The organism is Bacillus sp. LNXM65, from assembly GCF_002998575.1.
Taxonomy (GTDB): domain Bacteria; phylum Bacillota; class Bacilli; order Bacillales; family Bacillaceae; genus Bacillus.
This window is the reverse complement of sequence record NZ_PVRB01000003.1, coordinates 270,888-292,400: the sequence shown is the minus strand read 5'-3', so window position 1 is coordinate 292,400 and position 21,513 is coordinate 270,888. Positions and strand designations below refer to the sequence as shown.

Annotated in this window: 19 protein-coding genes and 1 pseudogene; 5 read left to right on the top strand and 15 right to left on the bottom strand. The window is 42.2% G+C overall.

What is annotated here, in order from left to right:
- Positions 1-77: 77 nt before the first annotated feature.
- On the top strand, positions 78-1,022 hold the full coding sequence (locus C6Y03_RS07520) for a M23 family metallopeptidase (RefSeq protein WP_223260745.1): 945 nt from the start codon (positions 78-80) through the stop codon (positions 1,020-1,022).
- A 35-nt stretch (positions 1,023-1,057) separates the two neighbouring features.
- Here the strand turns inward: C6Y03_RS07520 and yunB are convergent, their stop codons facing one another.
- The 4 genes from yunB to C6Y03_RS07500 form a co-directional block, all read right to left on the bottom strand.
- The gene (gene yunB / locus C6Y03_RS07515) at positions 1,058-1,822 is read right to left on the bottom strand and encodes a sporulation protein YunB (protein ID WP_034282711.1); all 765 of its coding nucleotides are present in this window, start codon (positions 1,820-1,822) and stop codon (positions 1,058-1,060) included.
- Positions 1,823-1,898: 76 nt separating this feature from the next.
- Positions 1,899-2,204, bottom strand: a complete 306-nt coding sequence (locus tag C6Y03_RS07510) for a YunC family protein (protein WP_034659881.1) — start codon at positions 2,202-2,204, stop codon at positions 1,899-1,901.
- 67 nt (positions 2,205-2,271) lie between these two features.
- Positions 2,272-3,645, bottom strand: coding sequence for a bifunctional metallophosphatase/5'-nucleotidase (locus C6Y03_RS07505; protein WP_106039109.1), 1,374 nt, complete (start codon positions 3,643-3,645; stop codon positions 2,272-2,274).
- Between the two features lie 61 nt (positions 3,646-3,706).
- Complete coding sequence (locus C6Y03_RS07500) at positions 3,707-4,558, bottom strand: DUF72 domain-containing protein (RefSeq protein WP_034659883.1); 852 nt, start codon at positions 4,556-4,558, stop codon at positions 3,707-3,709.
- A gap of 321 nt (positions 4,559-4,879) precedes the next feature.
- On the opposite strand from C6Y03_RS07500, the gene C6Y03_RS07495 reads away from it, so the two are divergent.
- Positions 4,880-6,040, top strand: coding sequence for a PucR family transcriptional regulator (locus C6Y03_RS07495; RefSeq protein ID WP_106030456.1), 1,161 nt, complete (start codon positions 4,880-4,882; stop codon positions 6,038-6,040).
- Between the two features lie 60 nt (positions 6,041-6,100).
- Positions 6,101-6,241: pseudogene (locus C6Y03_RS19335) on the top strand (oxalate decarboxylase); the annotation flags it as partial.
- Between the two features lie 57 nt (positions 6,242-6,298).
- Here the strand turns inward: C6Y03_RS19335 and C6Y03_RS07485 are convergent.
- Both C6Y03_RS07485 and C6Y03_RS07480 read right to left on the bottom strand, forming a co-directional pair.
- Complete coding sequence (locus tag C6Y03_RS07485) at positions 6,299-7,489, bottom strand: tetracycline resistance MFS efflux pump (RefSeq protein WP_034659885.1); 1,191 nt, start codon at positions 7,487-7,489, stop codon at positions 6,299-6,301.
- Between the two features lie 157 nt (positions 7,490-7,646).
- Complete coding sequence (locus C6Y03_RS07480) at positions 7,647-8,882, bottom strand: pyridoxal-phosphate-dependent aminotransferase family protein (RefSeq protein WP_106030726.1); 1,236 nt, start codon at positions 8,880-8,882, stop codon at positions 7,647-7,649.
- A gap of 169 nt (positions 8,883-9,051) precedes the next feature.
- Between C6Y03_RS07480 and C6Y03_RS07475 the strand changes: the two genes are divergently transcribed.
- The gene (locus tag C6Y03_RS07475; RefSeq protein ID WP_106030457.1) at positions 9,052-9,930 is read left to right on the top strand and encodes an endonuclease I family protein; all 879 of its coding nucleotides are present in this window, start codon (positions 9,052-9,054) and stop codon (positions 9,928-9,930) included.
- A gap of 15 nt (positions 9,931-9,945) precedes the next feature.
- On the opposite strand, the gene C6Y03_RS07470 is transcribed toward C6Y03_RS07475, so the two are convergent.
- The 7 genes from C6Y03_RS07470 to C6Y03_RS07440 all read right to left on the bottom strand — a co-directional run bounded on the left by C6Y03_RS07470 (position 9,946) and on the right by C6Y03_RS07440 (position 16,534).
- Entirely contained in the window at positions 9,946-10,689 is a 744-nt protein-coding gene (locus C6Y03_RS07470; protein WP_106039108.1) for an IucA/IucC family C-terminal-domain containing protein, read from the bottom strand.
- A 21-nt stretch (positions 10,690-10,710) separates the two neighbouring features.
- Positions 10,711-11,748: a FecCD family ABC transporter permease gene (locus C6Y03_RS07465; RefSeq protein ID WP_106030459.1), complete on the bottom strand. Its 1,038-nt coding sequence runs from the start codon at positions 11,746-11,748 to the stop codon at positions 10,711-10,713.
- Complete coding sequence (locus C6Y03_RS07460; protein WP_106039107.1) at positions 11,741-12,757, bottom strand: FecCD family ABC transporter permease; 1,017 nt, start codon at positions 12,755-12,757, stop codon at positions 11,741-11,743. Before C6Y03_RS07460 ends, C6Y03_RS07465 begins: the two co-directional genes overlap by 8 nt.
- 71 nt (positions 12,758-12,828) lie before the next feature.
- The gene (locus tag C6Y03_RS07455) at positions 12,829-13,782 is read right to left on the bottom strand and encodes an ABC transporter substrate-binding protein (protein WP_106039106.1); all 954 of its coding nucleotides are present in this window, start codon (positions 13,780-13,782) and stop codon (positions 12,829-12,831) included.
- Between the two features lie 296 nt (positions 13,783-14,078).
- Positions 14,079-14,507 (bottom strand): phosphate-starvation-inducible protein PsiE, encoded by a 429-nt coding sequence (psiE, locus tag C6Y03_RS07450; protein WP_034659895.1) that lies wholly within the window; start codon positions 14,505-14,507, stop codon positions 14,079-14,081.
- A 37-nt stretch (positions 14,508-14,544) separates the two neighbouring features.
- On the bottom strand, positions 14,545-15,852 hold the full coding sequence (locus C6Y03_RS07445; RefSeq protein ID WP_106039105.1) for a HAMP domain-containing sensor histidine kinase: 1,308 nt from the start codon (positions 15,850-15,852) through the stop codon (positions 14,545-14,547).
- Complete coding sequence (locus tag C6Y03_RS07440; RefSeq protein ID WP_034659899.1) at positions 15,839-16,534, bottom strand: response regulator transcription factor; 696 nt, start codon at positions 16,532-16,534, stop codon at positions 15,839-15,841. Before C6Y03_RS07440 ends, C6Y03_RS07445 begins: the two co-directional genes overlap by 14 nt.
- A 252-nt stretch (positions 16,535-16,786) precedes the next feature.
- On the opposite strand from C6Y03_RS07440, the gene C6Y03_RS07435 reads away from it, so the two are divergent.
- Positions 16,787-17,992 carry a DUF418 domain-containing protein gene (locus C6Y03_RS07435; protein ID WP_106039104.1) on the top strand — a complete coding sequence of 402 codons (1,206 nt, stop codon included), beginning with the start codon at positions 16,787-16,789 and terminating at the stop codon, positions 17,990-17,992.
- Positions 17,993-18,235: 243 nt separating this feature from the next.
- On the opposite strand, the gene C6Y03_RS07430 is transcribed toward C6Y03_RS07435, so the two are convergent.
- Both C6Y03_RS07430 and sufB read right to left on the bottom strand, forming a co-directional pair.
- Positions 18,236-19,594 (bottom strand): reverse transcriptase domain-containing protein, encoded by a 1,359-nt coding sequence (locus C6Y03_RS07430; protein WP_106039103.1) that lies wholly within the window; start codon positions 19,592-19,594, stop codon positions 18,236-18,238.
- 510 nt (positions 19,595-20,104) lie between these two features.
- The gene (sufB, locus tag C6Y03_RS07425) at positions 20,105-21,502 is read right to left on the bottom strand and encodes a Fe-S cluster assembly protein SufB (RefSeq protein WP_034659904.1); all 1,398 of its coding nucleotides are present in this window, start codon (positions 21,500-21,502) and stop codon (positions 20,105-20,107) included.
- Positions 21,503-21,513: the final 11 nt, after the last annotated feature.

The following is a 21,513-nucleotide window of genomic DNA, read 5'->3' as shown; positions in this document are numbered from 1 at the left end:
AACGGTAGAAGACGATGCTTGATGAAAGGAGATGGACGTTTGTGAAAGTGGTTTTAGCCATCATGATCGCTCTTTCAATGCTTCCTTTACCTGTTCATGCACAAGGGGAAGGCAAGCAGCCAGATGTACTGAAGCAGCGAATGGCACTATACGAAAAAGTCGCCATCACGACACAAGTTCCATGGTATGTACTTGCTGCGGTTGATCAGTATGAGCACAATATTCGAAAAAGCAGAAGAGATTTACCGAAACAAAAAGGCATCATTGGTATCTTCATTCCCCGGGAAATGTGGATCGGCCCTGAAAACCCGAATAAGCAGGATACCTCTCCTTTAAGCATTAAAGTGTTTGATGGAATTGGACTTGATGGAAACGGGGATGGAAAAGCGAACAGCGATGACGATGAGGATGTATTATTCACGTTTGCTCAATACTTGCTTCATTACGGCAGCAGCATTGATCAATTAAAAATTGCTTTATGGGACTATTATGGCCGAGATCAAACCGTTGGAATCATTTCATCTTTTATGAAGCTATATCAGCACTATGGCCATCTTGACCTCGGAAAGCATGCTTTCCCTCTTCCGGTTGGAGCTGACTACAGCTACCGGAGCACATGGGGAGATGCAAGAGGATTTGGAGGCAGAAGAATTCACGAGGGCACGGATTTATTTGCCCATTATGGACTTCCCGTTCGTGCGACATCGTATGGCGTGATTGAAATGAAAGGCTGGAACCGCTTTGGCGGCTGGCGGATTGGCATTCGAGATATTCATAATCATTATCATTACTTCGCTCATTTAAATGGCTTTGCAAAAGGACTCAAAACAGGTCAAATTGTTGAACCCGGACAGGTCATTGGATCTGTCGGAAGCTCCGGTTATGGCCCCCCAGGCACAGCAGGAAAATTTCCGCCGCATCTTCACTATGGCATGTATAAAGACAACGGCAGAACTGAATGGTCATTTGATCCATACCCTCATTTAAGGGCGTGGGAAAGAGCTGAGCGGAAACGCAAATAAAAAAACAGCCCAATCATTCCTTGGGCTGTTTTTCATTATTCTTTCTTCTCCTTTTTCTCTGGGAGAACAATCGATGGAGCGCCTGAGTTTGTTCCACTGCCGTTATAATAATCTGGTACGTCCCCTTGAACGGCTTGTATGGAGACGGGAACTGAGTTCTTGACCACGATTGTTTCAGATGCAAACGGGATGATGACTCTCACCTTGACCTCGATCAGAACACTAATATCAATCAAGGCATTGTTGATGCCATAGGGCTTAATATTTTTTTCAACGTCCGTATGCGGGTCACCAATGACACTAAAGCGTACAGGCACTTTTGGCCCTAGATTGGCGATGAGTGCATTTCCGGACGCTTGCCCAAGCGGAATGTTATATATAATGCCGTCATGTCCATCTGTTTGATCCTTTAACGCTTCTTTTGCCTCTTTTTGAAAGTTCCCCTTTTCAATGTCCTCTAAATTTTTTTGAAGATGACGTGACAGATCAGCCATTGCTTTCGATGTTGCCTGCGCATTAAAATCGATGGTCGTTACTTTTCCGTTCTCACTTGTATTCATGACCACCATATCCTTCATATTCTCCTGATCGTCTGCAAAGTCTTGAACAGAATATTGAATCAGATGATTGGCGATACGCTCTGTTTCTAGTTCAGCAATGTGAATAAGGGTTGGTTTAATTGAACGGTTAATAAAAAATAGACTAATGACGGTTGAGAGTACAAAGAATAAGATTGCAAGCAGCATGACGTATCGAAATGGCAAAGGGCCCTTTTTATAGGGGCGATAACGGCGGTTCATTCTCAATAAAAAATCCCCCCTTCTCCACTACAAGTGTATGCAGACAGGCGGGGGGATAGGAATCATCTATCCATTTTTATTTCACCATTTTTAATAATGCGTCTCTTCCATTGGTTCCAGCTGTAATGCCTAGCGCTTCTGCGGCGTATGTCACAGATTCTAAAGGGGCATCAAGCAATTGCTCAATGGTCCTCACACCAACTGCTCTCCCTGCGATAATTCCTCTATCTGCAAGCTTTTCATTTAAGAGCCCGACATCCAGTGCACCGCACATAATATACCCATGTTCATTTGTCACCGCCATAAAATTCGTCTTCGGCAGTTTGACGGTGACGGCTGTAAAGGAATGTCCATCAATTTTAATAGGTGTTAAATTCACCAAATCCCTTCACTCCTCTCATCACAATCTATGTGACAAGAGGGCGAGTGTTGTTAGGCTAAAGCGGATTTCATGTGGTTTCCTTCAGGCGCCAAGTAAGCACATCACGTAAAAATTCCGGCATGAAATATTCAATGTGTTCATGGTCACGGATATGAGGAAATAGAGAGCCTAATGTATACATATCGACTGTGCCAAGCGTATAGGAAGCGTCCTTTTTGATCAATTGATCATGTACAAAGACATCCTTTACCCGTTTGGTTTCGCCTTCTTCTACTGTATAGGTGAGGCCGCTATACAGCATTTTCCCCATCAGCTCACCTCTAAAGCCGAAGCCCTTAATGCGCAGCTGTTCCATTTTTTCTTCACAGGCACGCCGAACGGTTTCGATGAGCTGTTGACCGGTAAGCGTCACCCGAATGGGATTAATGGGATGCGGGCAGATTCGGTGGACTTCTTCTCTTGTCACGATTCCTGCCTCTAATGAATCAAGCACCATACCTGCATTCATCATGCCGATATCTGCCCCGCACCAATCTTTAATGGCATCTGTTAAGAGCTGCGGAAGCGGGGATTCATCAAACCACTTCGTTTCTAACCTTGACTCAATCGCTGTTACTTTTTCCTGCATGAGGGCTTTGGCTCTTCTTTCTGCTTGCTGTAAGGTAGTGATGGCTTCATCTGATTCACTGATCAGCTGATCCACTGACTGCACCGTTGCTTTTTTCTCGATCAGCTCTTTGCGCGCTATGTCAATTGTCAGCTCGACACAGCCAATATAATGCCCATACTTTTCAGCGCATGCAAGCAGCACCCCATTGTCCATTTCACCCTGCTCTAACAAATGATGCGTGTGTGAGCCTAGGATGATGTCGATGTCAGGAAAATCACGGGCGACCTCCCGATCATGGATGATACCAAGATGGGATAAGAGTACAATGACATCTGCCTGTCCCTTCACTTCCTGCAGTATGTCCCGTATGCTGTCAAACGGATCTGTAATGTCCCAGCCCAGCTTTTCATAGACGGGTGTATACGCAATGGTCACGCCTAAGAGACATATTTTCAGTCCGTTTTCCATTTGGATCATATGATAGGGCTTTGCCCACGATGGCCTTTTGCCTTTCTCAAATAAATTAGACAGAACCACTGGAAATTGTGCATGCTCGTACAATTGATCGAGTTGATCATGAGGCAGCGTAATGCCTTCATTATTTCCAATCGTGACCCCATCATAGCCAAGTTGATTGAGAAGCTTGACGTTTACCTTTCCATAATCAGCTTCTGACACAAGGTTCACTCGGTCCATATGGTCGCCAATATCAAACAAGAGCATCTGATCGTGAACTTGACGCTTTTCCTCAATATAAGCTGCGATTTTTGGCCAGTTCTCAAAGTGGCTGTGCAAGTCGTTTGTATGATATAACCATAGCTTCTGCAGCATGTTGATCTCTCCCTCAAGTTGTCACTGAACCGTCATTCAGGTTGAAAGCCGCAGCTCTCAATTAACTAAATAAATCTAACTGCTTCGGAGAAAGGCTTGAATACGTAATATCCAGCAAATCAATCATCTGCTGGCCATTCGCCGCTGCATCTCCGCCGGAGTTATTATTAAACACGACATAGACATCTTTTGATTGCTGATGCAGAATGTCGAGATTCTTTTTCCACTCTTTTAATTCAGCTTCATTATATAAATATAAGTATCGCACTTCACGCCAATTCTCATGGTCTGCTGGGTGAAGCCAGCCTTGTTTATTTCTTCCGTGAAAACGGACCAATGTTTTATCACGGTGCGTAGCTTGTATGACTGGCGGAATGGAGCCTTCTCCAACTTGCGGCTCATCACAAACAGAATGAATCCATCCTTCTTTTTCCATAAAGGACAAGGTCTGCTCATAAAATTCATCTGAGAACCATGTGCGGTTACGGAATTCGAGGGCACATGGAATGTCACCCATCTTCTCTTTACACCATCTTAAATAGTGGACGTGCTCTTTTTTGCAATCAAACCATGGTGGAAATTGAAACAAAACCATGGCAAGTTTCCCTTCTCGAATGAGCGGAGTTAATGAAAGAATAAATGCGTCAAACATCTCTTCCTTCGAAGCAAACGGAATTTCGCCCCTCTGATGCCCGGTCATTCCTTGATATGCTTTCACGACAAATTGAAAGGTATCTGGCGTATCCTTGATCCACTTTTCATGATTACGCTCAGGCTGAACCGCATAAAAGCTGGCATCCAGCTCCACAATGGGAAACGTTGACGAATAGTGAAACAGCTTTTGAGCGCTGCCGATTTTCGGCGGATAAAGACTGTCATGGTCTCCCCAGCCAGTTAATCCGATATAAATCATGTTTCTCACCTCTTGCCACTCTCATGTATAGACGGCTTCCTCACATGAAAGCCTTTTTCTCTTGTGATACCCATATTTCTGAAAGAAATTCTTCTGTCTACAACATATCATATTTGCCCGTAATTCTGAATGAAGATGACTGACGGTACGTGATTTTGTCCTGACGCTCTGTTTGTTTGTGATATTAGTTGACAACTTTCTATCTAAAATGATTTGAGCTGATAACATAAATTGCATATCAGAGAAGTTAACAGTGATTGTCCATTTATTTATTCATCTTCACCAAGAGCTTTAGTTCTCAATAAAGGAGACTTAGTGGATATGAAAATAGACGATAACCAGTTTGAAGCATTGCAAAAAATCGCCGAAAGGATTCACAAGCCTGTCTATTTGTGTAACCAGCATGGACGTATTCTCTGCAACTCGCACACCATGATCACGAGCCCAGATTGGATTCGCATTCTCCCCTTTTTCCAAAGAAGGACACCCCATTATTTTTCGATGATATATGCGAAGCAAACCTTTTCCGTCTTTCCGATTGATCTAACCGAACAAACATGTGAGTATGTGGTCATCCCTTCCTTCATCCCTCCGCTGGATGAAACACTGCAAGTCTTCATTGCACAAGCAGTAAACGAAATCTCAATTGCGCGAATGAGACAATATACTGCCCAGCAAACGGCCAAGCGTGCCAGAAATGAAGGGTTTCGCAGATGGATAGAGGGTGCATCGTATTCTCAGCAAGACGCTGCATACATTGCGAAGACGTTTGGATTAAACATAGAAAACAGCTATCTATGTATGATCTGTCAGCTTGATCATTGTCATGAGACCACTCATTTTTTGAACCAGCAACTGATGTTAGATCAAGTCGTTGATCTACTTGACAGCGCACTTCCAAGCTCTCCTTTTCCTTCCTTTCTGTTTGTCAAAGGTGATATGGGCATTGTATTAATGGAAGAGACAGGCAGTTGGTCAAAGATGAGTGGCAGACTCCTCTCTTTTTTGAAACAGTTGCAGATGCTCGTTAGCATACAAGCGAATCACACCATTTCCTTTGGCGTGAGCTTGACTAGTTGTCGCACCACCCATCTGTCTGAGGGCTACAGTGAAGCATTAGAGGCTCTTCAAGCCGGACATCTCTCGTCGCAGGCGGAATATATTCAGTTCTATCAGGCAAAGGATGTGCCAGATTTATTGAAGCTTATTCCAAGAAAGGATTTAGTCACGTTTCACCAGATGCACCTTCACCCGGTATATGAAGCTGATCAAAACCTCCTCCACACCTTATCTGTCTATTTAGAAACGCATTGCCACATTTCAGAAACAGCGAAACGTTTGTCTATTCATCGCAACACGGTCATTTATCGATTGGAGAAGTGTGAGGAGCTGCTTCGGATCAGCTTAAAAGACCCTGAAGCCACATTAAGGCTGCGCTTAGCATTACGTATTCAGATGCTTCTCTCACCCCATCCTGATTGAATGTTTTCTTCCGAAGCTTCATATAGTTTGGAGGAGAAAAGTGATACACGAGGAGGCAAAAATCGCTTTGCAGATATTTCGTTGAATCAGTGGATGGCCTTATCCCCTCCTCAATTAGTGAAAGAGCATTTACATGTAGATGATGCCATGATTCGTGCGCTTCATAAAGAAAAATCACCTGTCGTTACATATAAAAGGTGATGACCATTATAATAAAACCGATCAATCTGTGCTGATCGGTTTTTTTATAAACAAATTTTAAGAAATTGCAGAAGTATGCTGCACTTTTTTCCCCCACACGATGGATGCAATGAAGCTTATGCAAAGCACCAATGTTCCGAGCATAAAAGGAAACTCAATATTCACATCAAATAAAATCCCAGCAAGGCTCGGTCCGACAATATTGGCAAGGCTCATAAAGGATGTATTAAGGCCGCCCGCTACTCCTTGCTGATTACCTGCCATTTTGGACAGCAATGTATTGAGAGCTGGACGAACAAATGAAGTAGCCGACAAAAATAAAATAGAGCCTGTAAAGATCAGCCAAAAGGACGGCGCAACACGGCAGACGATGAGCATCAAAGCCGCTCCTAGCAGTGCATAACGCACGACGCGCATTTCACCAAATCGTTTCACACAGGCATTCACCAACGCACCTTGGACAAGCACGCCAGCAAGACCCGCAACCGTAATCACAAACGCAATATCCTTCGGTGTAAATCCATGTTTTTGGTCTACATATAAGCCGAAAATCGATTCAAAGTGAATAATGCCAAAATTGAGGACAAACGCCAATATAAACAAAAAACCGTAGGATGTCTTTAAAGCTTGCATCATTTGCACAAAAGGGTTGAAATGAATGTCTTTGTTTAACCGCGCTTCTTCCTGCTTTTCCTTTGTTAAAGTTTCAGGTAAAAACAGGATGGATAATAGGGTAGAAAGAGCTGCAAAGGAACCTGCGATGAGAAAAGGAAAAGCGATCCCATACTCGACCAAATAGCCGCCTACGCCTGGTCCAATAACAAAGCCTAACGTCATTGCTGCACTAAATAGCCCCATTCCTTTCCCTCGGTCCTTCTCACTTGTGATATCAGCAATGTATGCAAACATGGCTGGCATGAGTAAAGCTCCGGCCGCACCGCCTAAAAAACGTGATACAAACAGCATCCACAGCTGATCAGCAAATGCAAAAATAAACTGGGCAATGGTAAAGCCGGCAATCCCGGCAATGATCAATTTTCTACGTCCAAATCGATCGGTCAGTGCGCCTGCAACCGGCGATAAAGCAAATTGTGTAAGACCTGTTGCAGCGACAAGAAAACCGAGTGTTTTTCCTGTTGCGCCAAAGGCTTCAATATAACTTGGCATGACAGGGACAATGAGGCCAAAGCCAAGCATGGCAATAAAAATATTGAGCATCAAAATGTATAACCTGCCCATTTTCTTCATATCAAAAAACCTCTTTCTGCAAAATAAATGAAAATGATGTCAAAAACTCAGAACTTCTTCAGTATAGCGATATCACTATCTATAAGTCTAGTTTTTCAAAAATTAGTTTTCTTTTCCAAATAAAAAATACCCGCAAATAGCGAGTATCCGTATGACTTTATTCACCTTGTTCATAGATAGAAAGAGCCGCCTGAAGCCCTGCTCCGCAATGGATGGATGCACCGTGTTTGATTAGAATCGCTTCCAGCCCTGCTAACACAAACAGCACGTTTTCTTTTCTACAGCTATAGCCCATTGTGCCAATTCTCCATATACGTCCGGCTAGCGGTCCAAAGGAGCTTGCGATTTCAATGCCAAAATGCTTAAGCAGATCGGCACGTACCGCTTCTCCATCAACACCATTTGGAATCTCAATACATGTCACAACTGGCATTTTACAATGTGGATCACCGAACAATTCAAGTCCCATCGCTTCAAGACCTTTTATCAAGGCTTTCTCGTGATATGCGTGCCTTTGAAAACGCTCAGACAGTCCTTCTTCCAGCACAACACGAACCCCTTCACGAAGTGCATAGAGCATCGTTGTCGCTTCTGTATGATGATTTAATCGTCTAGGGCTCCAATAATCCTGGAGCTGGCTGAGATCAAAGTAATTGCTTTTAATTGGAGAAATATCCATTTGCTCCTGCAATTCATCCTGTGTCGCAATTCCCTTTTCCACTTTCTTTCTCGATTCAACGACAGCTGCCACCCGGTCATTATACGTGATAGGTGACATGCCTGATGGAACAGACAAGCACTTCTGCGTACCGCCAATCGCCGCATCAATCTTCCATTCGTCCACTTTCACCTGGGCCCCGCCAATGGTTGCTACAGCGTCTACAATGAACAGTGCATCGAGTTCTCGGCACGCTTCACCAATTTGCTCAAGCGGCTGCAACCGCCCCGTGGATGTTTCACCATGGACCATCGCAACGATTCTAGGCTTGACCTGCTTCATTTCCTGAATGATATCGCTAGGATCAAAAACCGTTCCCCATTCACATTCCATTGTATGTACCTCAGCACCATAGCGCTGTCCTATTTCAATGAGCAGATGACCGAAGCGGCCAAAGACAGGCACAAGCATTGAATCACCCGGCTCAATGACACTGGCAAGCACAGCTTCAAGCCCTGAACGAGACGTGCCGTCAATCGGAAAAGCCCATTCATTTTCTGTTTGGAAAAGCGACCGCAATAAGGTCATCGTTTCATTCATGATATGTGTAAATGCTGGATCAAATTGACCGAGAATTGGGGTACTCATCACACGGAGCACTCTCGGGTCTACTTCAACAGGTCCTGGTGTCATAATCGTTCTTGAAGGTATTTGCAGTTCTTTCACGTTATCCATCCTCTCCCTTGCCGCCATCCTATATGCCCACTTATACAGCAATGCTGTTAAAATAGCAATCTCATTTCCTACGAATTCATTACATAACATTTACGATAAATCCATTTATTTCTTTCTGACAATATGATAGAAATAAAGAGAATACATTCCCTATTAAGGAGGAAATCGAATGAAGAGAACCTTATTTGGAACTGTGGCTGCCGGAATCATGATATTCGGCACGTTAGCCGCCCCGCTGCCTCCAGCTGCGAATGCTCAAAGCTTTACTCTGAATGAACCGAGCCAAACCATCACATTTTCCCCGTTACAGCTTCAAAACGAAACATCTGCACAACAAGCGAAAACAGCCGCTACAAGTCAAATCGATTCCTATTATCAATCTGCTAATGGCAAATCAGGACCCGCTCTAAAGAAAGCTTTACACGATATTATTGATGATCATAAGCAGCTATCCTACAGCCAGGTTTGGGATGCCTTAAAGAAAACAGATGAAGATCCAAAAAATCCAAGCAATGTGCTCTTGCTCTATAGCGGTGTCTCTCGCTCAAAGCAAGCGAATGGCGGAAATGTTGGCCAGTGGAACCGGGAGCATGTCTGGGCTAAGTCACACGGCAATTTTGGGACAAGCCAGGGCCCAGGTACAGATCTCCATCATCTGCGGGCAACAGACGTGCAAACGAATAGCACACGAGGAAATTTAGATTTTGATCTGGGCGGAAATGAATACAAGGGAGCACCGGGTAATTTCTACGATAGCGACTCATTCGAACCTCATAGCCGGGTGAAAGGGGATGTGGCAAGAATGCTCTTTTATATGGCGGTGCGGTACGAGGGCGATGACCGCTTTCCAGATTTAGAATTAAACGACAAAGTGAATAATGGAAGCGCCCCTCTCCATGGCAAAATGTCCGTACTTCTCAAGTGGCACAAACAAGATCCAGTCGATCAAATCGAACGGAACCGCAACGAGATCATTTATGAAACGTATCAGAACAACCGCAATCCCTTTATCGATCACCCAGAATGGGCAGGCGCGATTTGGGAATAAAAAAGAAAGGCACTGCTATGAGCAAGCAGTGCCTTTCTTTTTTTCAAGCGGACAGACAAGACAATAATCGAGACTCTCCGATTTTTTCTCGAGCTTATAATACATACAGCAGGTCTTTCGGTCGGATGTTTCTAGTAAACTGTCATCTAAGTTTAAGCTGTGATGAAATGGATTTTGTTTTGCTCCGAATACATCACCAGCCGCTTGCTTCAGATACAGATAATCCTCCCGCACGCGCTGCTTCACCGCAGGCTCTTCGGCTTCCCGCATCATGCTGCGATAAAGAGAATTGATACGAACCGCTATATTCTCCCACAAAATGGTATACGGAAGTCTTGAAGTGCGCTTCAGCACGTCTAAAAGAGGTGTAACACACTCCGTAAACAGCGCATGCACAACCTGCTCTCTCCATTCATGCCGATCTCCTTCTAGTGGAACAAACGAACACAATGACTCATCAATTTCAATTTTCCGATCCTCTCTAAAGGCACATGCCTCCGGTGGAAACTGATAGACACCGTCATACAGCGTCATCATGTACAAAGAGGAACTGACGGCTAAGTAGGCATAACGCTTTGAAAACATCGACGCTGCCACCGCCACATTCGGTGCATGCATGGCTTCCTTTTCAGCCTCTAATAAACGCAGGACAGATGCTTCTGAAAAAAGCGCAGCAAGTGTGCGGTCAGATGTCATTGGTCCATTTGTGATGTGTACCCCTAAATCAAGTAATTCTCTCTCAACCCACTCTGGCCTCATATCAAAACCTCCATCTTTCGTTTATCGATTTCGCTGCTGGTATAACAAATAAATAAAGAACGGTGCACCAATTGCAGCCGTGAATACACCTGCTGGTACATCTAACGGTAGAAAAGCCGTTCTAGCGACTAAATCTGCCAGCATCACGAGAATACTTCCAACAAGCGCAGATGCCGGCACCAGCGCAATGAAGGAACGGCCGATGATCATCCGTGCGACATGCGGCGCCATCAGTCCAACAAATTCAATACCGCCTGCAAAGGCAACGGCAATCCCCGCCAATGTCACACTCATCAGTAGAAAGAATAACCGTTTTGCCTGCACTTTTACCCCGAGGCCTGTTGCGAGATCATCTCCAAGCTCCTTCACATTCATCGTTCTTGCTAACACCATGACAATCGGTAAAATGATCATGATCCAAGGAAGCATCGACGTGACGTCCTTCATCGTAGAACCATATAAACTGCCCGTCAGCCAAATATATGACTTTGTCGTCGTCATCGTATCACTAAGAACAAGAGTAAACGTCACACACGCCTTCATAATAGCAGAAATCCCAATTCCCATTAGGACAAGTGTGATCGGCTTGACTCCTTTTTTCCATGAAAGCAAATAAATGAGGCACGATACGGCAAAAGCCCCTGCAATCGCCCATAGGGATTGGTACGCAATAGGCACAGTGCCCATCCAAAAGACAATAAACATAATCGCCCCAAACGAAGCACCACTCGTAATCCCAATGATGTCAGGCGATGCAAGCGGATTGCGGATTAATCCTTGCAAAATAAGCCCTGATACCGCAAGCGCGGCCCCCACTAAGACAGCCAGCAGTGTTCTTGGAATCCTCAGCGTATTGAGCACAAAGGTGTTTCCCTCTCCCTGACCGATTAAATGAAGCAGCACATCCATCGGCTGAATAAACCGGCTGCCCATACAGAGACTGAGAATAAATAATCCAAAAGCAACGGCCGTCAATAAAAGTAAAATCAAAAACGTCCGCTTTGAAAATTGAAATGATATGCGTCCGCCCTTTGAACGCACTGTATATGTTTTAGCCACCTGTCTTCAACCCCTTGCGCACGAGATAAACAAATAGAGGCGCTCCTGCTACCGCCGTCATGACACCAATCGGCACTTCCTGCGGCATGATCAGAAAACGAGCCGCAAGGTCTGCGACAAGTAAAAGCGACGCCCCCACAACGGCACAATACGGAAGTACCCAGCGGTGGTCAGGTCCGACAAGCTTTTTCACAATATGCGGCACTAGAAAACCAACAAACCCAATCGATCCTGCGACAGCGACGGAACCACCCGCTAAAAAGACGACGAGAACTCCCATCGTGATTTTCAGCACCAGCGTACGCTGGCCAAGTCCCTTCGCAATATCATCTCCTGACAAAAGGACATTGATGGAGCGTCCAAGAAGCAGCGCCACAACTGTTGCACCTAAAATATAAGGCAAAACAGGCAGCAGCATATCAATGCTTCTTCCAGACACTGAACCCGCCATCCAGAACAGGATGCTTTGAATCGACTGTTCATTCACGATTAAAAGACCTTGTGTAAAGGACGCAAACAGTGCAGATATCGCCGCACCTGCAAGGACAATTTTGACCGGTGTCAATCCATCTCTTCCAATAGAGCCCAAGAGAAAAACGAGCATCCCTGCAATCGCAGCACCTAAAAAGGCTGTCCACATATAGCCTGTTAATGACTCTGTTGAAAAGAAAACAATTGAAATGACGATAAAAAATAGTCCACCTGCATTAATGCCTAACAAATCTGGCGCCGCAAGCGGATTTCTCGTTAATGCCTGCATCAGTGCACCTGAAATGGCTAGACTTGATCCAACAACCGCTGCGATTAAAGCTCTTGATAATCTGGATGTCATGACAATGACACTGTTTGGATCCGATTTATCAAAATGAAGAAACGCATGGATGGTGGCTTTGAGGGAAATAGAGGTTTGCCCAAGAGAAATGCTGAGCATAAAAAAGACCAACATCAATACGACGAATCCAGCAAACAGCAGCGCCTTGCTCGAATCCTTTTTTAGTAAACTTCTCATCTGATTCCCGCTTTCAATCTGTTATGGAAAAAAGGAGAAAATGGTTTTTCACATTTTCTCCTCTGCTATCCTTATTTATCAATTCCTAGACGATCATAAATATCATCAAGCATCATGTTTGCAGCAGTGATACCGCCTGCCATGTTCCAAGTGATTTCATCAACTTTATGCACTTGTTTCGCTTTCACTGCGTCAAGCTGCTTCCATAAAGGATGACTTGTCCACTCTTTATATGCTTTTTCAACCGCTTTATCCTGATCATCCATGAAGTAATAGATCACATCTGCATCCATTTGCGGAATGCTCTCTTTGTCTGTAAGTGTAATGATGTCTTGCTTTTTATCTTTGACATTCTTAGGTCCTTCAAAGCCTAGCTCTGTTAAAATCGACCCTGCGAATCCAGTTTGATAGATTCTAGCATGATCTGCACGGAAGTTCACCACAGACACACTCATTGGCCAGTTTTTGATGTCTTTTTTCGCTTTTTCTTTGAAGTCGGCGACGCGGTCATCCCACTTCGTCAGCAATTCTTTTGATTTGTCTTGCTGGTTTAACGCTTCACCCATTAATTTCACTGTATCTTTAAATGTGAACACTGTTTCTGTTGAAACAGTTGGAGCGATTTCTTGCAGCTGATCAAAAATTTGCTCGTGGCGGACTTTTGATGCAATGATCAAATCAGGCTTGAGCTTTTCAATTTCCTCTAAGTTTGGCTGTGTTTCCTGCCCAACAATTTTAACATCCTTTAAGTCATCTCTTAAATATTTATACGTAGGTGCTTCAAGCCATGATTCAACAACACCCACTGGTTTAATGTCCATAGCGACTGCTGCATCGGTTGCTCCTTGGTACAGCGTCACCACACGTTTAGGCGATCCTTTTATTTCAGTTGAACCGATAGCGCTTTCAACGGTTCTTGTTTTTTCTTTATTAGCTGACTTGCCTTCACTGTTATTGTTCCCGCAAGCTGCAAGTAAAACGATGGAGAGCACAACTAGCAACGACCAAAAAGATTTTTTGAACATGTACCTCACCTATCCATTCTATATGTAGTCATATCGTTTGATAACGATTCTCATTATCACACTATGATTTTATCATAGAAAGGGATGGTGTCAATGTAAATTTTTAAGAAAAGAGGGAGAGTGTTGACTAGTTGTTCTCATTATTGGAATGATTGGCCTCTCTTCGTTCCTCTGGATAATCATTTACATTGAATTCCTTTTTCGTACTCTACTCCATTAATGACGACTTATTGTTCATAATCAGACTTTCTCTATCAACCTAAAAAAGACGAACGGCAATCGTTCGTCTTCTTCCCTCACTTCACTTCTTCATGCTCCTGCGCGGTATGTCGTTTATTGGCGATAAAGAGTGCACAAGTCATCGCAAGAATGGCCAGCGCCCACCAGAACGTCGATACAGCCTCTTCATGATCGATGATAATCAATCGGATGACAGCTGTGATGCCGATATAAATAAAGTAGCGAAGCGGAAAATGAAAGTTTGATTTAAAGTATTTAATAATTAAGGCTATAAACTCAAAATACATAAAGAAGATCAGCAGTTCTCCAAGCATCCCATAATAGCTTTCTCCTTTGTTAAACAAAGTCTTGTAGACGAATTGGACAATATACCAAGTTTCACTAATTAAGAGGACGCTTAAAGCAATGGCTAGAAAGAACAGACAGATATTCAGAAGGCCTTGCAAGAGATCGGGTACCTTTTGGAAGTTGTTGAATCGTTTCATTGGGTAGTCTCTCCATTCCATATTATTCATTTGTGGTCTATATTTTGATGTGCCAGAATCGCAGCACGATGTAGTATACAGCGTTCCTTTCCATCCTTTCAAACTGCCCGTGCATGCGGGACATCATTCGTTTTATGCTTCGTTCACCAAGTCTAGTGCTTTCCTGCGTGTCATCTGTCTCTTTTATCGCATTGCTGACGTGAATCTCAAAGATTTCTTGATCAGATAAAAACGTGAGATTGATGTCTTTTTTGGGATCGGCGTATTTAAGTAAGTTGGACATCAAATTATCAAACACTCGGCCAAGCTCCTCGACATTCACGTTGATATAGCTGTCGGGCAGCTCTCCTAACAGGTGTACTTTGAATTTCTCTTGATGCAAGATCGCCACCTGATCTGATAAGAGATCGTAAATGACCTCTTTGACTGCAACGGTCTCAAGCTCAGGTTCATGTTCTTTATCAAGTAGAAAATAGGCAAACAGATTATCAGACAGATTTTTCAATTGCAGTGATTTCTCATAAGCATTGGCTATATATTGATCTTTGCGGGGATCCGCTCCAGCCTCCTCTTTTTTCGCAAACTCCAAATTCATCATCAGCGACGTCAGCGGTGTCCTCATATCGTGTGACATTTCAGTAACCAGACTGCGGCTCTCTTCTTGCAGCTCGTCGATGGCTTGAAGCTTGTCCAGAAAAGCTTTTCGCAGATCCTCAATACTTTTGGCAATCATGGCTAATTCATCGTGCCCTTTCACCGTCATCTCATGGTCCAGCTCACCGCCTTCAAGAATATGAATCTCTTGGTGAATCGTTTGCAGATAGCGTAAACTTTTGCGAATGCCAAGCAGAACAATGATGAGAAAAATAAGCGTCGCCCCGAGGAGCTCGAGTGTAAAGGCAAGGTCGTGATAACGAAATGAATAGAAACCATCCACCATGACCCGGCCTTTACCGTCGCTAAACTGAACCGGATACGAATGATGCTCAGCGTACTGGGTCACCTTTTCTTTTCCGTACGCCGATTCATCAGCAGCGGAATAGATGGAGTCATATTGCAGCACTTCATCCTTGAAGATGGTCAAATTAATGTAATCCTCTTTTTTCACCCACTCACCAAACGCTTTTCGATCTGTTGAAGACAGCTCATTCTCAGACACATAGCGGCTGAATTTTTGAATATACCTGGCTGACTCCTCCTCGTAATACTCGTCCGAACTCAAGTATCCATCAATCAGGTCATTGGTGATCTTTTGCAGCGTCAAAAAGACAAGTCCACTCACGACCGCAGCTGTCAAAATCAGCAGTGCCAGCTTTTTGGCTAGTGTATATTTACGATGTGCCAAATCGGTATCCTCTTCCCCATTCCGTTTTGATATATACAGGGCGGGCTGGATCATCTTCAATTTTGGCACGCAGCTTTCGAATATGCACCATCACCGTATTGTTGGAACAATAGAAATAAGGCTGTCCCCACACGCTCTCATAAATATTTTGGGCTGAAAAGATTTTGTTTCGCCTGCTCATGAGCAGCTTCAACATTCGATATTCTAAATCAGACAGCTTGATTTGCTGACTTTCTTTCCACACTTCATTAAATTCTTCGCTCACCCTCAGCTTGCCCCCAACAAGAAAAGTTTCTTCCTGCTCCTTCTTTTCCTGATAGACGGTATACCTGCGTAATTGTGCAATGACTCTAGCATGGAGCTCCTCTTCTGAAAAAGGTTTTGTCATATAATCATCCCCGCCGGCAAGTAAGCCTTCGGTTTTATCGAATGTACTTGATTTGGCTGTCAGAAATAGAATCGGAACGTTAGAGGAGGCTCTCATCTGCTGGCACGTTTCGATGCCTGAAATGCCTGGCATCATCACATCCAAAATCACCAAATCGAGCGAATCGTTCACAAGCTTCAATGCTTGCTCGCCATTCATCGCTCTCAGCACCTCATATCCAGCACGTGTAAGGGATTCCTGCAAAAGGTCTCCAATATCCTGATCATCTTCTACGACTAATATTCGATGGTTCATATCTCTCTCACCTCATGATACGTGATGTACTTTCTTTTATGTCTTTACTATATATCATCTAGCTATGTGAAAAGATATAGCATAAATCTTAACAGTTTATGAATTTGACCCTCTGCCATCAATTCGTCACATTTATTTTCAAAAAATTGGATCTTCATAAATTGTTAAGAATTGGGACGTATATTGATTCATTGTAAGGATCGATGAATTGATCCGAATGACATTTATCATAACAAGAAAAGGAGCATGGATATGAATGCAAACAAAGTAGCACACGGACAACCGATGAGTCTGCGGGATCGGGTTCATTTCTTAGACATCGTACGGGGATTTGCCTTAATGGGGATTATTCTGGTCAATTACTTTTTGATCGTGGATTCGGCAAAGGGGTTCGATATGGAAGCAAATGATGTTTTTCACAACTTGGTGAATTGGTTTGCCTCAGGGAAATTCATTACGCTGTTTTCCTTCCTATTCGGGGTTGGTTTTATGATTTTTATGGATCGAGCTGCTCAGAAGGTGGACAGCCCAAACAAGCTGTTTGCACGCAGGTTAACCATTCTCTTAGGAATTGGCCTTCTGCATGTCACCTTTGTTTGGATTGGTGATATTTTAACCCATTATGCTGCCGCTGGCTTTTTGTTACTTTTCTTTTACAAACGTAGAGCTAAAACCATCCTATACTGGCTGATCACACTTTTTGTCATACAATTGCTCACTCCTTTTTTCGCGATGCTGTTCAATACCATTAACACAGTATCATCAGGCAAGCCGGTTTTTGCTGACTTCGAGCTGGCCAGCCACAACAGCCTGACTTATCTAGCATCTATTGGTGACCGGTGGGCAGATTTGGCCACAATGGCTTCTGGTTCATTTTCTATCATCTATTCTATGTTCCTCATGTTTTTGCTTGGTGTGTATTTTGTGAAAATGGAGTTTTTCAAAAACATGGAGGCGAAAAAAGCGATTTGGAATCGCATTTGGATCATTTTCACTATCGCGTTTATGATTACACAGAGCAGTACGATCATAGCAGCGGTCAATCCTGTTGAAAATACACTGTGGATGGACATGGCCTCTGCCCTTGAACAAAACGGTGGATTAACGGGCAGTATGTTCTATATGAGTACACTTGCGATGCTGTTTCTGCATGTTCCTCAGCTGCGAGGTGCTTTGATGATCTTTACCAAAGTCGGACGGATGTCACTGACCTGTTATTTGCTTCACTCCATCATTGGGACAATGCTGTTTCTGAAATATGGAGCTGGGCTTGCCGATCATCTTCAGCCGGCTGGTACGTTCTTCATGGCTATTGGCGTGTATGCCTTCCTTGTGCTTTTCAGTACGTTTTGGTTAAAGCGGTTTAAGTATGGACCGATGGAATTTATTTGGCGTCAGCTGACGTATGGGAAAGTCCACAATAAACCGAAAACAAGTACCTTCACTGCGGTGAAATAACTGATTACTTAAAAAGAATAAGAAAAAAAGGCGAACTTTAGTGGTTCGCCTTTTTCAATATTGATTTTATCGAGTGGACTTTCACGAACTTACCTGCGTACTCTAATGAAATTTTACCGCTCAATATTTATAATAGACATAGTAAACTTATTAAAGCGTTTCTCATCTACAATTAAAAAATAATGTTTTTTCCATACATTAATTCTTGCTCAAATACAAAAATTGATTACATCTATATAAAATTCAATTGCTATTGAATCGTGTATGAAGCCGGTATCCAAGTTTTTTTTCAATTTTCTTTTTACGATGTTTAATTTGCTGTAATATTCTATTATCTGTAAGAGGACTAATTAGATCAAATTTTTGTTGAGCTCTTATTCCATATGTAATAAAATTCCCAAAGTCCCCACTTGATATTCCTAGATCTGTATATAAACCATATATTCTTTTTCTATAAGGGTACTTTTTTAATTTCTTTTTCTCTTTAATTTTTACAGCTCTTCCTATTAATTTATAAGCTTTTCTATAAAATTTATAAGGACTTTTCCCTCTCATTGTTACGGTTTTTCCATCAAAAATAAATCCTAAATAATCCAAATTATCATTTTTTTTCGAATCCACATTTCTAATTACTCCATTTTTAAATTCTAAGAGTTTAGTTTTATCATTTTGAATAATTATTTTATTTTCTTGAGCTAGTTTTTTCACTTCAGATTCTATTTGCTGAACTTGAGAATCTTTCACGATTAGATTTATACTTTTTTTCGGAATAATTAAGATAAAATCATCTGAATATCTCCTATACCTACCTTCAAACTTATTAGCTATAACCTTCATTCCTGAATCGAATTCAATAGCATATACATTGGCAAATACTGCACTGATTGCTGTTCCTTGAGGAATGCCTATGGTTTGTTCATTTTTATGGCAAGGGGTTTCACGCTGAAATTCTCTAAATTCTTTCAACTGATTAAAATAACTAAATCTCTTCTCTTGACGTAATTGTTTATCGGTACCAAATTGCTCTTTTAATTGGGCTTTATAATAATACCCATACTTAGTAACTGATTTATAAATATTAAACCAATCTTTTGAAAGAGATTCAACATCTAAAACAGTTTTGAGGCGTTCTTTTAGCAACCTGTGGTCTATTCTATCAAAAAATTCCTTGAAGTCCCCTACAAATATATATGCTTCTTTAAAACAAACAATATCATTAATAACTTCAGCAGCTGAATCAATATTAGATTTACCCTTTTTATTGTTACGATATGCAATAGAACAATCATCTATTTCATAATGCTCACACCATGCATTATATTTCTTATTTAAAAATTCATCTGCATAATACTTATAAATAAAATTATCCAAGTGACCTGCATACATGATATTTCTCAATTTCTCTTTAATAGGTCTTTCATTCTTTTTGTCTATTCTTGTATCAATATATTTTTCGGATCTTACAGTAAACTGAATAAACGGTAAAAAACTATGTAAGGACACCTTGTTAGGATTTGTCACATAGTCTTTTACAATTCGGAACTTTTTTCTATTGTCGAAATGAATATAATTTTTAACTCTATATTTTTTTTCATCACACATTCTTACACCTCTTATCAGAGCGGGAAGAACTGCAGACCTGGTCTCTGATTAGTTCTTCCTGCACATCGGCCATAGACAACTACAATATTGGCCATTGTTATTTGTAGCTCACCAGGGGAAAATGAACAATTATGTTACAATGTTATTGAGTGCATGCTAGGAGGTAATCATCCATTGATGAGAACTTTATTCTTGATACACCTATTAACAGACTGGTTGATTTATGGATTATCAACGTTGATATTCCATAAATTGAAACCAGAGAAGAATTTGCCTGCATGGCAGAACAATTTACTTCTTGACTGTATTAAACATTGATTTCTACTATCTTTCATAGTAGGCACTATAATTTTACTATTTTTTTAGTTTATTTACAATAATTTCTTCTCATATATTGAGAGATATAATAAATTATTCAATTTTTAAGCTATACAATTGAGTTCTTTATATGTACATATAATTTAAATCTAAAATCCCCCTTGTCATAATTATGACAAGGGGGATTTTTTATTAACCGATTGAACCTTCCATTTCAAACTTAATCAAGCGGTTCATTTCAACGGCGTATTCCATTGGCAGTTCTTTTGTGAATGGCTCGATGAAGCCCATGACGATCATTTCTGTTGCTTCTTCTTCAGAAATTCCGCGGCTCATCAAGTAGAATAGCTGTTCTTCTGATACTTTTGATACCTTCGCTTCGTGCTCTAATGAAATGTTGTCGTTTAAGATTTCATTGTAAGGGATCGTATCAGATGTTGATTTGTTATCCATGATGAGTGTGTCACACTCGATGTTTGAGCGTGCACCCTCTGCTTTACGTCCGAAGTGAACGATTCCGCGGTATGTGACTTTACCGCCTTGTTTGGAAATCGATTTCGATACGATCGTTGAAGATGTGTTTGGTGCAAGGTGAATCATTTTCGCACCTGCATCTTGGTGCTGACCTTTACCTGCTAGGGCAATACTTAATGTCATACCTCGAGCACCTTCACCTTTTAGGATGACCGCTGGGTATTTCATTGTCAGCTTAGAACCGATGTTTCCATCAATCCATTCCATTGTCGCATTTTCTTCACATACTGTACGTTTCGTCACAAGGTTGAAGACGTTGTTTGCCCAGTTTTGAATCGTTGTATAACGGCAGTAGCCGCCCTTTTTAACGACGATTTCAACAACCGCACTGTGAAGTGAGTTTGTTGTGTAAACTGGTGCTGTACAGCCTTCTACGTAATGCACATGTGCGCCTTCATCAACAATGATCAGTGTACGCTCGAACTGACCCATGTTCTCAGAGTTGATACGGAAGTATGCTTGAAGTGGTGTATCTACTTTGACGCCCTTTGGTACGTAGATAAATGAACCACCAGACCATACAGCCGAGTTAAGCGCAGCAAATTTGTTGTCAGTCGGAGGAATGACTTTTGCCCAGTGCTCACGGAAGATGTCTTCGTTCTCTTTTAATGCGCTGTCTGTATCTTTAAACACAATTCCTAGATCTTCAAGGTCTTGCTTCATATTGTGATACACAACTTCAGATTCATACTGAGCAGATACACCTGCTAAATACTTTTGCTCTGCTTCTGGGATACCAAGCTTATCAAAGGTTTGTTTGATTTCTTCTGGTACTTCATCCCAAGAACGCTCAGAGCGCTCTGATGGCTTTACGTAGTACGTAATTTCATCAAAGTTTAATGCATTTAAATCTCCGCCCCATTGTGGCATCGGCATGTTGTAAAAGTGCTCAAGAGATTTCAAACGGAAGTCGAGCATCCACTGAGGCTCTTCTTTCATACGAGAAATTTCTTCAACGATCTCTTTTGTCAGTCCGCGCTCTGAACGGAAAATGGAAACGTCTTTATCAGAAAAGCCGTATTTATATTCACCAACATCTGGCATTTTTTTAGCCATCCATTTTCACT